Genomic DNA, 10873 nt, shown 5'->3' with positions numbered 1-10873 from the left:
GGGGGGCCGTACTATTTTCAGGGGAGGAGGTAACTTGGCGGAGAAGCCCATCCTGAGCGCGCAGTCCATCCGCGACTTCTTCCGGGACCTGCTTGCCAGGGCCATCGAAAACCAGCGCGCCCAGGTCCAGCCATTCACGGAGCTTTACCTGGTCAACCTGCTGCACGAGTTCCTCGCTTCCGAGGCTCTCTACGTCCAGTCGGAGGACGGGACCTGGCAGCAGAAGCCGCTTGCCTTCCTGCTCAAGGAGGCGCTGGACGAGGCAGGGCCCGCCCGGCTGCGTCTCCTCCGCCGTCTGGGGGACACCTCGCTGTTCATTTCCGGATTCTTCCCCGACTCCCTGGCCCGGAGATCCTCGCTGGTCGACGTCGACTACTACATCGCCATGGGCGGCCGGGCGTACGACGCGGTGGCCCGCCACGCGATGGAGCGCAGCCTCTGGGAGGAGCTGGCGGACAAGTTCCGGCTCCTCGTGGATCTGTTGAACGAGGTGAGCGAACGGACCTTGGCGTCCAACGACGCCGGGCTGGTCCGGCTCTACGAGCGCTGGCTGAAGACCGGCAGCGACCGGCTCGCGAGCCTCCTGGTGCGTCAGGGTGTCGTGCCGCGGCGGGGGTTTGTGCAGTGAGGGCGCTCGCTGGGCTCGCGCAGCTCCAGCAGCTTCTTCAATCGATCCACGGAGTCCAGGCCGCGCCGGTGCGCGACTTCCTCGTCGATCGCGCGTTTCGCGAGCGGCATGCGCCGCGCTCCAGCCCGCACGAGGCGTTGCTCTTGCGCGAGAACGGCGAGGAGCTCCACGTCGCGCTCTTCCTCGACGACGAGGTGCTGGCCCAGCTTGCGCGATCGGCGGCGGATCCGTGGACGGAGAAGCGGCTCGCCGGATTCTGCGCGGCGGCGGAGGGCGTATCGCACTTCCTCTACGTCGCGCACCGGGCGCGGCAGGGCGGACAGGTGTCGCAGCTCGAGCTGGAGGCGCAGGGAGAGATCGACAAGTATCTGGCGGTGATTCTGCAGCTCTGGGCGACCGGGCGCCGGACCGCGTCGCAGGAGCTTCGGCGCAGGCTTTTCCAGGGCAGCGTGCTGCGCCCCGGACTGTCCGCGCCCGAGCGGGACCGCTATCGCCTCGCCTCCGCGCTCGCCGCGGCGTGCGCGCGCGCCTGGGAAGCACGTTACGTCTTGCAAGGGCGCCTCGATGCGCTGCTCCGCGAAGCGCGGCGCGTCTACCGGCTCGCAGGTGGGGAAAAGTTCTCCGCCTTCGCACATGGGGCCGTGGCCTGGGCGGCCTGAGCCCGGTCGTCCGGACATGAAGCTTCTGCTGGGAGCGCTTTTGACCGTTGCCATCGGCTGGGGCGTCGTCCTCGCCGCGCCGACGCCTGTCCGGCGGCACGCGTCGAAAGCAGCCGCCCGCCGGGCGAACGCGGAGCAGCTCTGCAAGGCCCAAGGCGCGAACTGCAGGCTCGTGGTGAGGCCCGATGCGCCCCAGGACCTGACGGGCGCCGGGTGCGTCTGCGAAATGGAACCGACGCGGGACTAGCCCGGCGCGGGGTCGCGCCGGCTGTCCCGCAGCGCCGCGGTGGTCCGCGCGCTGCCATGGGACTGAGGAACTATTCGTCAGCGACGCGGCGGCGTCGCCGGCAGCTTCTCGTTGTCGTACTGACCCTCGAGGGCAGCACGAACCGGGCGGTCGAAGCGCACCTTGCCCGTCGCGACCTCGCGCAGAGCGAGCACCGGCGGCTTGTCCTTCGCTTCGATGAGCGGCCGCGCCCCGGCCATGAGCTGCCGTGCGCGCTTGGTCGCGAGAAGGACCAGCGCGAACCGGTTGTCCACGAGCGGCAGGCAATCTTCGACGGTGACGCGGGCCATCTCTTCTCCTCGATACGGGAGGGCGGTGGATACCGGATCCACCGCGCCGCTGCAACTGTTTCGGCCGGTTACTTGGCTGCCTGAGGCGGCGGCGGCGCGTCCAGCGCGTCCGTCGCGGTCCACGGCCAGTCGTCGGCGGTGGCCTTCTCTACCCGCACCAGCCTCTCGAATCCGTCGGCGAGCGCATAGCGCTTGCCGTCCTTCTCACTGCCGACGCGGACCCGCGCCAGCACCTTGTCTTCCTCGCCCAGCAGGGTGACCGTCTTGGGCTTGTCGAGGCCGTACTTGGCGAGGTCCTTCGCGGCGGGCACCGGCCCCTCGAACGCCGCCGCGCGCAGCGACGCTATGGAGTAGAGCGCAGACGAGATCTTCCACTTCTTCGCCGCTCCCTGGTGCGGAGCGACCACCGTGAAGACCTCGTCCGGGAACCCGCCGTCGGGCGGCGTATTCTTCACCCGCGTGATCTCCACCTTGCCGGCGGGAGTCTGGAACACGAGCTTGCGGACAGCCTCGCGGTCCACCTTGACCAGCTCCTTGTTCTGGAGATCGAACGGTTCCTTCTCGACGTCGGTGAGGACCTGCTTGTCGACCTCATACACGGTCGCGCTGTCTTCGCGCTTGGCGTAGGTCTTCTGCGCCGCGCCGCTCTTCACCTGGCCGATCCGGACGACGCGCGCGTACGTGTCGCTGCCCGCCGCGACCGCCAGCTTGACGGTGGCCTTCGGCTTGTCGAGACCGAACTCCTTCAGGGAGCCGGCTTTCTCCGCCGCGACAGCCGTCGCCCGCAGCGACTTGAGCGCGCTCGCCACCCGGTCCGCCGCTCCTGCGTCTGCGGCGGCGCCGTTCACCTTCCAGGTGGTCCCGTCCTTCTCGAGCACATAGGGCGATTTCACGCCAGCCACGTCGATGCGCTTCAGCTCCGCGGCGTCATCGAGGTGCGCCACCTTCTTGTCGCGGAGATCGAATGCGGTCTTCTCCAGGGCTGTCTTCTGATACGCGTCGATCACCCGCACCGTCGAGTCGCCGAGCTTCTTCGCGTACAGCGTGTTGTCGAAGCTGTTGTCGGTGCCGATCTGGACGCCCTGCTCCTTGCCGTCGTCCAGCTTGACGGCGACCTCCAGCTTCGGCTGGTCGAGCCCGAACGACTTGAGATCCTTCTCGTCCGGCAGATCCTTCTTCTGCTTCAGGCCGGACAGCGAGGAGAGCAGCGAGTCCACCGCGGTGTCGTCCGCTTCCGCCTCCACCGGCTGCGCCAGCTTCCAGCTCTTCTCGCCCTTGACCAGCCGCGCGACCGGGTGTCCGTCCTTCGAAAGCCGCAGCTCCCTGACGTGCGCCTTGTCGAAGTCGAAGAGCTTCTCGCTCTTCTCCTTCGCCTCCGCTTTCTTCTGCGCGTCCTTGCCCGCCCAGAGCGCCACGCTGGCGATCCCGCCCGCCACGAGCAAGAGCACCAGCAGGCCAACCAAGGTCTTCGTGGTCTGCTTCATGGCACGCCTACCGGCTCTTCCGCGTCTGCCACACCGCGAGCCCCGCGAAGAGCAGGCCGAGCGGCATGACCAGGAAGGCAAACCGAGTCATCCGCTGCTTCTGCTCGGCGGAGAGGAAGAGGTGATTGCCCTGCCGCTGCTTCGGCCGGATGGAGATGCGCGACTCCTCCTTCGCCACCCAGGAGAGCGCATTCAGGGCGAAGTCCTTGTTGCCGGAGAGCCGGTAGTAGCCGTTGGAAGCGAACAGCGAGTTCCCGACCACCACCACCCGCGACTCGGCGCCCTTCGTGGAGCTGGCCGCCAGCGATACCGGCCCCTTGAGATCCTGCCCCGGATCGAACTTCACCTGGCCGGAGGAGAGCGGGCCCGTCTCTCCCCACGCGCGCGGCCCCGTCTTCGCCAGCTCGGTGACCGTCCAGGTGGCAGGCGCCGACGCGCTCTTCGAGACCGAGCGGGCCACCGGGAAGATGGTGGCGAGCGCGAACGGCGAGCTGCGCGGCTGCGTGATCGGGTGCTCGGCGTACGTCTGGGCGATGGCGACCTCCGGATTCTGCGCCTCGGGATCGATCACCTCGTCCTTGCCGACATGAATGCCCCAGGCTTCGAATGCGCTCTCCAGGCCGCTCTGGGTCCCGGGGTCGACCATGGCCACCAGCTTGCCGCCTTTCTCCACCCACTCCTTCACCAGCTTCGCCTCGCCGTCGGTGAAGGCGGCCACCGGGCCGCCAACGACCAGCGCCTGGGCATCGGACGGCATCTCCTTGTGCTCGGCGAGGACGATCTCGTCGGTCTGGAAGCCTTCGCCCTTGAGATTGTCGACGAAGAGCTTGAGGCCGCGCTCGGTGTTGTCGGCCACCGCGTGCTCTCCGTGGCCCTTGGTGAAGTAGATCTTCTTCGTCGAGCCGCGCGAGACCTCGATCAGCGCATTGGTCAGCGCCTCCTCGGTGATCTCCTTGGCGCGCGACTCCTTGTTGCCGCTCTTGACGATCACCCGGGGCCCGCTCTGGGAGATGTTCATCTCCTTCACCCGCCCGGGGTGCTTGAACGGGTCGACGAATTCCACCGTGAGCTTGTCGGTCTGCGCCTTGTACTGGCGCAGCCGCGAATCCAGCTCCACGTACTCCGGCTCGCTGCCGGAGTAGAACGCCTCCACCTTCACCGAATCTCGAAGGCCCTTCAGCACGCCGACCGTCTGGTCGGAGAGGGTGAAGATGCGCTCCTTGGTGAGGTCCCACGTCTTCGGCTTCTTCACCGCGATGTAGTTGATGCCCGCGAGCGCCGCCACCAGCACCAGCGCGGAGATGGCGCTGACGGCGCCGTAGAAAGCGCCTCGCCCGAGCGGGTGCTCGCGGCGATTCGTGAACAGCCACAACGCGATGCCGCCCACGCCGACCAGAATCGCCGCGATGACTTCGATGCTCTGGACCGTGCCCGTCACAAAGAGCCAGCAGAGCATTGCGTAGAGAAAAGCGACCAGTCCGAAAAGGCCGGCGATGCGGCCCCAGTTCTTGAGACTCATGGGTTCAGCTCCACCGGTGCGCCTCGACCGCGCGGTTGGTCGCGAACAGGCCGAGGACGATGATCGAGAGGAAGTAGACCATGTCCTTCAGCTCGAGCGTGCCCTTGCTGAAGGAATCGAGGTGCGTCACGGAAGCCAGATAGGTGACGGTGTCGCGGACCCAGCCCTCCGCTTCCGAGGCCGTCCAGCCGATGATCCAGGTCATGAGCAGCACCACGAACGTGATCAGCGCGGCCACCACCTGCGACTCGGTCAACGAAGAGATGAACAGCCCGATGGCCATGTACGCCGAGCCCATCAGGAACAGTCCCAGGTAGCCGAGCAGGACCGAGCGCCACTCGACGCCGTTGGCGTCCCTGGCCACCAGCTGCACCAGCACCGGATAGGTGAAGGTGAGCGCGAGGGCGCAGACGAGGATGGCGAGCGCGGCGAGGTACTTGCCCCAGACGATCTGCCCCGGCGTCAGCGGCGTCGTGTAGAGCAGCTCGATGGTCTTCTGCCGCTTCTCCTCCGCCACCAGCCGCATGGTGAGGAAGGGCACGATGAAGATCAGGATTACTCCCAGATTGCCGAACAGGTTGCGGAAGATGGCATCCTGGAAGTTCAGGCGGTTGGCCATCTCGCCGGCGTTGAAGCGCATGTACATCAGCGAGGCCTGCTCGTAGGCGTTGAGCAGGCGGAGGAAGAAGTACGATCCGATGACGACGAAGAGCGTGAACATCACGTACGCGATGGGGGTCGCGAAGTAGATGTTCAGCTCCTTCTTGGCGATGGCGATGGCGTTTTTCATGGTCGGTCAGGCCGAGGTGAGCTTGAGGAAAATCTCTTCGAGAGAGGGAGCGGGCCCCATCCCGCCGTCGGCGGTGGCGGCGCTGGCGTGGGCCTTCTGCAGTCCGGCCAGCGTATCGTCGGCGACGATCCTGCCCTGGGCGATCATCAGCACGCGCTGGCAGGTGGCCACCACCTCGGGGAGGATGTGGGTGGAGAGCACGATGGTGTGCTTGCCGGCCAGCGACTTGATCAGCTCGCGCACCTCGATGATCTGGGCAGGGTCGAGACCGATCGTGGGCTCGTCGAGGATCAGCACCTCCGGGTCGCCGAGCAGCGCCTGCGCCAGGCCGACGCGCTGGCGCTGGCCCTTGGAGAGGTTTCCGATCACGCGGTGGACGAACTTGTCGGAATTGGTCTTGACGGCCACCCGATCCACCTCGGCTTCCCGCGCCTTGCGCGAAACGCCCTTGATCTCGGCGACGAAGCGCAGGTACGCGCGCACGGTCATGTCCGTGTAGACCGGCGGCGTCTCCGGCAGGTAGCCGATGCGCTTCTTCACTTCCATCGGCTGCTCGAAGACGTCGAAGCCGGCCACCTTCACCGTACCCGAAGTCGGTGGGAGCACGCCGGTGATCATCCGCATGGTGGTGGTCTTGCCGGCGCCGTTCGGACCGAGAAAGCCGAGGATTTCGCCTTTGGCGACCTTGAAGCTGACGTCGTTGACCGCCTTGAGATCGCGGTAGCTCTTCAGCAGGTGAGAGACTTCAATCATCGATTTTTCCCCACACGTGGCGGCTTGAGAACACCGCCGGCATTGCAGCCCTTCCCGAAAGGCGGCGGCAATCTAGAGCAAGGCGGCTCTCTGTCAAGCAGGCGGGCGGCCGGGCAGGGTAGACTGAAGTCGTGGGAATCATCGTTCAGAAGTACGGCGGCTCCTCCGTCGCCGACGTGGCGAAGATCCGTCGCGTGGCGGCCCGGGTGGCGCAGACACGAGAGGGGGGGCAGCAGGTCGTGGTGGTGGTCTCCGCGATGGGAGACACCACCGACGAGCTCCTCGCGCTGGCCCGGAAGGTGACCGACGACCCGCACCGCCGCGAGCTGGACATGCTGCTCACGGCGGGCGAACGGATCTCCATGGCGCTGCTCGGCATGGCCCTGCACGACCGGGGCGTGGACGCCGTCAGCTTCACCGGGTCACAGAGCGGAATCATCACCGACGGCGCGCACACCAACGCCCGCATCGTCGAAGTGCGGCCCGTGCGGATCCTGGAGGCCCTCGAGCGCGGCAAGGTCGTGATCGTCGCCGGCTACCAGGGCGTCTCCCGGGAGAAGGAAGTGACGACGCTCGGGCGCGGGGGGAGCGACACGACCGCCGTGGCGCTGGCGGCGGCGCTGCAGGCCGACCTCTGCGAGATCTGCTCCGATGTCGACGGCGTCTTCAGCGCGGACCCGCGGATCGTCGCCAACGCGCGGCGGCTGCCGGAGCTGTCGCACGAGGAGATGCAGGAGCTCGCGTTGGCCGGCGCGAAGGTGCTGAATGCGCAGGCGGTGGAGTTCGCGCGGGATCGGGGCATCACCATCCACGCCCGCAGCACGTTCCAGAGCGGGCCGGGGTCGCTGGTGAAGAGAGCGGCGACGCGCGAGCTCCGCGTCTCCGGCGTCGCGCTCGATCCGGAGATCCTGGTGGTGCGCGGCAGCGACCGTCGGGCCATCCTCGACGTCCTCTCCACGCACGGGGCGTGGCCGCGCGAATGCTGGGACGCGCAGGCGGTCGTGCCACTCGAGAACGTGCACGGGCTGCCGGCGCTGCTCGACGCCCTGCGCCCCGTCGCCGAGGTGGAGGAGGGCCTGGCCCAGGTGAGCGTCGTCGGCACCGGGATCGGCGCGTCGAAGGAACCGCTCGAGCGGGCAAGGCGGGCGCTGGAATTGGAGCCGCACGGGGTGCTCGTTGCGCCACTCCGCATCGCTTTCCTGGTGCCGCGCGAGAGCGCAAAGGAATGCGTGCGCCGGTTGCACGCGGAATTCGTGGAAAGGAGCTGAAGCCCATGCCCGCGAAGACCAGCGGTCGAAAGAAGGCCTCGGAGCTCGAGCAAGTGCGGGCGCGGGTGGCCAAGGCGCTCGGTCTTTCCGAGGAGGAAGCGGAGCTGCGCGCTCTTCGCGAGCTCGAGGCGTCGCTGCCCGAACCGGCGGCGAAGAAGCCCGCCGCGCATCCGGCGCCATCCGGCGGTCCCTTGCCCCAGCGGCTCTACCTGCTGCTCGACGGGCGCGGCCTGGACGGCCGCGGGATGCCCGTGGAGGTGATCGATCTGCCGTGCGTCGTCGGCAGCGGCAAGAACTGCAGCGTCTGGATCAATTCGCCGCAGATCGAGACGAAACACCTGATGGTCACGCACGGCCAGGAAGGCTGGGTTGCCGAAGACATGAACACCGAGCACGGCACGTTCCTCGGCGACCGGAAGATGCACAGGCGCGTGCTCCAGCACGGCGACGAGCTGCGCCTCGCCGGATATCTCCGGCTGCGCGCGGAACTCCGTTAGATCGCGATCTCGGCGAGGTCCTCCGCCACGGTGATGCGCGGGTGGATCGACTTCGCCTCCTCCGCCAGGTTGTCCCCGTTCACGCTCGGCGAGAAGTGCGTCAGCACCAGCGCCGCTGCCTCCGCTTCCGCGGCGATCCGCGCCGCCTCCACGCCGGTGGAATGGCCCCGCTCGTGCGCGAGCGCCGCCCGGGCGTCCTCGTACGTTGCCTCGTGCACCAGAGCATCCACCCCGCGTCCGAGCTCGACGGAAGAGGGGCAGGGGACGGTGTCGAGGGCGTAGGCCATCGACGCTCCGGGCTGGCGCGGTCCGACCAACCCCTCCGGCCCCACCACGCGCCCGTCCGGCAACGTCACCGCCCGTCCCGCCTTCAAGTCCGCAAGCAAGGGTCCGCGCGGCACTCCCGCGGCGTCGGATCGCGAGACGTCGAGCGTGCCAGGCCGGTCGGGCAGCGCCACCCGGAACCCATACGTCGGGACGCGATGCGCCAGCGGCCGGCTCTCGACGAGAAACTGCGAGCCCTCGATGCGGACCTCGCCGCCATTTCCCTGCTGCTCGAGAACCCGCACCTCCATGTCGCCGGTGCCGAGCGAACCAGCGCGCTCCAGATGCTGCAGCAGCGCCGTGATGCCCGGGGGCCCCGCGACAACCAGGGGTCGCTGCCTGCCTTCCAACCCCAGCGTTCCGAGGAGCCCCGGAAGGCCGTTGAAGTGGTCGCCATGCAGGTGCGTGATCAGCACCGCATCCAGGCGGGAGAGCGAAAGCCCCGCGCGCAGCGCCGCGATCTGCGCTCCTTCGCCGCAGTCGCAGAGGACCCACGCGCCCTCGGTGGCGACGGCCAGCGCGGAGGCGCCGCGCAGGAGCGTAGGGCGGCCGGCGCTGGTGCCGAGCGGGACGAGCTTCAGCCTCACCCGTGCTCCAGCACGACCGCGCCCCGCCCCTGGAACCGCAGGCGGTCGCCGCGCAACTCCGAGCCGCTGGAGTCGAGCAGCGGACGCCACCGGCCCTCGGGCAACTTCGCCTCCGACGGTTTCGGGTCGAAGGCGGCGACGACGAGGAGCGGGCCGCGCCGCATGAGCAGCGTCTTTCCCTGCGCCGACGCGCGCACGCCCTGGCGCGAATCGTTCTGGAGCACCGGGTGGTCGCGGCGCAGCCTCAAGAGCGCCCGGTGCCAGCGCAGCGCTTCCTCGTCCTTGCGCGAGCGATCGATCCGGCTGCGCCGGAACGTCTCTTCCCCGAACGGATCGGGCACGTCGCTCCAGGCAAAGCCCTTGAATTCCTCCTGGCGCCCCTTGCGCACAGCCTCGACCAGGGCCGGGTCGGTATGCGAGACGAAGTACTGGAACGGCTCGCGAGCCGCCCATTCCTCTCCCTGGAAGTAGAGCGGCAGCGCCGGCTGGAGCGCCACAACGGCCGCTGCCGCGCGCACGCCTCCCACGTCGGTCAGCTCGGTGAGGCGCTCGCCGCGCGCCCGGTTGCCGATCTGGTCGTGGTTCTGCGCACAGACGACGAAATGACGCGCTCGCAGATGCGCGGCTGGCGTTCCGTGCTTGCGCCCGAAGCTCGGCTTGTGCTGCCCCTCGTAGAACCAGCCGCGCTCGATGGCCGCGACCATCTTCGGCATCGGATCCTGGAAGTCGGCGTAATAGCCCTGCGACTCGCCGGTGAGCGCCACGTGGATGGCGTGGTGCAGGTCGTCCGCCCAGCTTCCGTCGAGGTGGTAGCGCTCGACGAGCTTCACGTCGTTGAGGTCGCTCTCGGCGATCACCAGCGCTCCCTCGGCGTGCACGACCTCCGCGATCTCCTGCAGGATGTGCCTGGGCGAGTCGTCGTAGATGCCGTGGATCGCATCCAGGCGCAGGCCGTCGAACCCACCCGCGGCGCGCGAAACCCAGCGCAGCGCGTTCTCGACGAAGTAGCGGCGCACGGGCGGAAGCGAGAAGTCCAGCGCGTCGCCCCACGGAGTCTTGTGCCTGGAAGTGAAGTACGGGCCATACTCGCCGAGGTAGGCGCCCTCCGGACCGAGGTGGTTGTAGACCACGTCCAGAAACGCGCTCAGGCCCACGGCATGCGCCGCGTCGACCAGTCGGGCCAGCGCCGCCGGACCACCATAGTCCACCTGCGCGGCGAACGGCGCGACGCCGTCGTAGCCCCAGTTGCGCGGCCCCGCGAACGCAGCGACCGGCATGACCTCGACAGCGGTGTAGAGCGCCTCCGCCAGCTCGGGCATGTAGCGCGCGGCAGCATCGGCGGTGCCCTCCACCGTGTAGGTGCCGAGGTGGATCTCGCAGAAGACCAGCTTTTCGAGGGGCACGCGCGCGCGCGCGGAGCGGGGCGCGATCTCCGCCAGATCCACGATCTCGCTCGGCCCGTGCACGCCCTGCGGCTGCAGCAACGAAGCGGGGTCGGGCCGTTCGCGTCCATCCGGGAAGCGGTAGAAGTAGCGTGCGCCCGACCGGACGCCGTCCGCGCGTCCGGTGAAGTAGCCCTCGGCGTCGCGCCGCAGCGGCACCGTCGGTCCACCGAGAACGTTCGCGGCGAGCGCGTCGACCTTCGGCGCCCAGACGCGAAAGTGTGTGCCGGCCGCATCGGGAACCGCTCCGAGCCAGGGCTTCCAGGTCATCTGCCAACGCTAGGGCGTATCCCGGAACCTGTACAGCCCACTGCATGGCCGCAAAGCCGCACCTTTCGGTGCAGCA

Annotated in this window: 12 protein-coding genes; 5 read left to right on the top strand and 7 right to left on the bottom strand. The window is 68.4% G+C overall.

Translation table 11 applies throughout. The features are described 5' to 3' along the window. The first annotated feature begins 49 nt into the window (after positions 1-49). Genes E6J58_15035 through E6J58_15025 form a run of 3 tightly spaced genes read left to right on the top strand, consistent with a single transcriptional unit; the run spans position 50 to position 1534 of the window. Complete coding sequence (locus E6J58_15035; GenBank protein TMB36215.1) at positions 50-628, top strand: hypothetical protein; 579 nt, start codon at positions 50-52, stop codon at positions 626-628. Then, entirely contained in the window at positions 625-1287 is a 663-nt protein-coding gene (locus tag E6J58_15030) for a hypothetical protein (protein ID TMB36203.1), read from the top strand. The genes E6J58_15035 and E6J58_15030 overlap by 4 nt, the downstream gene beginning before the upstream one ends. Before the next feature lie 16 nt (positions 1288-1303). Beyond that, the gene (locus E6J58_15025) at positions 1304-1534 is read left to right on the top strand and encodes a hypothetical protein (protein TMB36202.1); all 231 of its coding nucleotides are present in this window, start codon (positions 1304-1306) and stop codon (positions 1532-1534) included. Between the two features lie 77 nt (positions 1535-1611). On the opposite strand, the gene E6J58_15020 is transcribed toward E6J58_15025, so the two are convergent. From E6J58_15020 to E6J58_15000, 5 genes are all read right to left on the bottom strand, one after another. Then, complete coding sequence (locus tag E6J58_15020) at positions 1612-1863, bottom strand: DNA-directed RNA polymerase subunit omega (GenBank protein ID TMB36201.1); 252 nt, start codon at positions 1861-1863, stop codon at positions 1612-1614. Between the two features lie 68 nt (positions 1864-1931). Continuing rightward, positions 1932-3347, bottom strand: a complete 1416-nt coding sequence (locus E6J58_15015) for a DUF4340 domain-containing protein (GenBank protein ID TMB36200.1) — start codon at positions 3345-3347, stop codon at positions 1932-1934. Positions 3348-3354: 7 nt separating this feature from the next. Continuing rightward, positions 3355-4866, bottom strand: coding sequence for a hypothetical protein (locus E6J58_15010; GenBank protein TMB36199.1), 1512 nt, complete (start codon positions 4864-4866; stop codon positions 3355-3357). 4 nt (positions 4867-4870) lie between these two features. Next, positions 4871-5656 carry an ABC transporter permease gene (locus E6J58_15005; GenBank protein ID TMB36198.1) on the bottom strand — a complete coding sequence of 262 codons (786 nt, stop codon included), beginning with the start codon at positions 5654-5656 and terminating at the stop codon, positions 4871-4873. A 6-nt stretch (positions 5657-5662) separates the two neighbouring features. After that, positions 5663-6409: an ABC transporter ATP-binding protein gene (locus E6J58_15000; protein ID TMB36197.1), complete on the bottom strand. Its 747-nt coding sequence runs from the start codon at positions 6407-6409 to the stop codon at positions 5663-5665. A gap of 131 nt (positions 6410-6540) precedes the next feature. Here E6J58_15000 and E6J58_14995 point away from each other — a divergent pair, with 131 nt between their 5' ends. After that, a complete protein-coding gene (locus tag E6J58_14995; GenBank protein ID TMB36196.1) occupies positions 6541-7677 on the top strand; it encodes an aspartate kinase in 1137 nt (378 codons plus the stop codon). Next, positions 7635-8174 (top strand): FHA domain-containing protein, encoded by a 540-nt coding sequence (locus E6J58_14990; GenBank protein ID TMB36195.1) that lies wholly within the window; start codon positions 7635-7637, stop codon positions 8172-8174. Before E6J58_14995 ends, E6J58_14990 begins: the two co-directional genes overlap by 43 nt. On the opposite strand, the gene E6J58_14985 is transcribed toward E6J58_14990, so the two are convergent. After that, the gene (locus E6J58_14985) at positions 8171-9175 is read right to left on the bottom strand and encodes a ribonuclease Z (protein ID TMB36194.1); all 1005 of its coding nucleotides are present in this window, start codon (positions 9173-9175) and stop codon (positions 8171-8173) included. The genes E6J58_14990 and E6J58_14985 overlap by 4 nt on opposite strands. Continuing rightward, a complete protein-coding gene (gene treZ / locus E6J58_14980; GenBank protein ID TMB36193.1) occupies positions 9082-10797 on the bottom strand; it encodes a malto-oligosyltrehalose trehalohydrolase in 1716 nt (571 codons plus the stop codon). Before treZ ends, E6J58_14985 begins: the two co-directional genes overlap by 94 nt. Positions 10798-10873: the final 76 nt, after the last annotated feature.

Source organism: Deltaproteobacteria bacterium, assembly GCA_005879535.1.
Classification (GTDB): domain Bacteria; phylum Myxococcota; class Myxococcia; order Myxococcales; family 40CM-4-68-19; genus 40CM-4-68-19.
The sequence above is the reverse complement of the archived record's forward strand: the minus strand, read 5'-3'. Positions and strand labels throughout refer to the sequence as shown.

Excerpts from the sequence above, each read along its gene's own strand:
- E6J58_15025 (TMB36202.1), top strand. The coding sequence starts at position 1,304 with ATGAAGCTTCTGCTGGGAGCGCTTTTGACCGTTGCCATCGGCTGGGGC.
- E6J58_15020 (TMB36201.1), bottom strand. The coding sequence starts at position 1,863 with ATGGCCCGCGTCACCGTCGAAGATTGCCTGCCGCTCGTGGACAACCGG.
- E6J58_15015 (TMB36200.1), bottom strand. The coding sequence starts at position 3,347 with ATGAAGCAGACCACGAAGACCTTGGTTGGCCTGCTGGTGCTCTTGCTC.
- E6J58_15010 (TMB36199.1), bottom strand. The coding sequence starts at position 4,866 with ATGAGTCTCAAGAACTGGGGCCGCATCGCCGGCCTTTTCGGACTGGTC.
- E6J58_15005 (TMB36198.1), bottom strand. The coding sequence starts at position 5,656 with ATGAAAAACGCCATCGCCATCGCCAAGAAGGAGCTGAACATCTACTTC.
- E6J58_15000 (TMB36197.1), bottom strand. The coding sequence starts at position 6,409 with ATGATTGAAGTCTCTCACCTGCTGAAGAGCTACCGCGATCTCAAGGCG.
- E6J58_14990 (TMB36195.1), top strand. The coding sequence starts at position 7,635 with ATGCGTGCGCCGGTTGCACGCGGAATTCGTGGAAAGGAGCTGAAGCCC.
- treZ (TMB36193.1), bottom strand. The coding sequence starts at position 10,797 with ATGACCTGGAAGCCCTGGCTCGGAGCGGTTCCCGATGCGGCCGGCACA.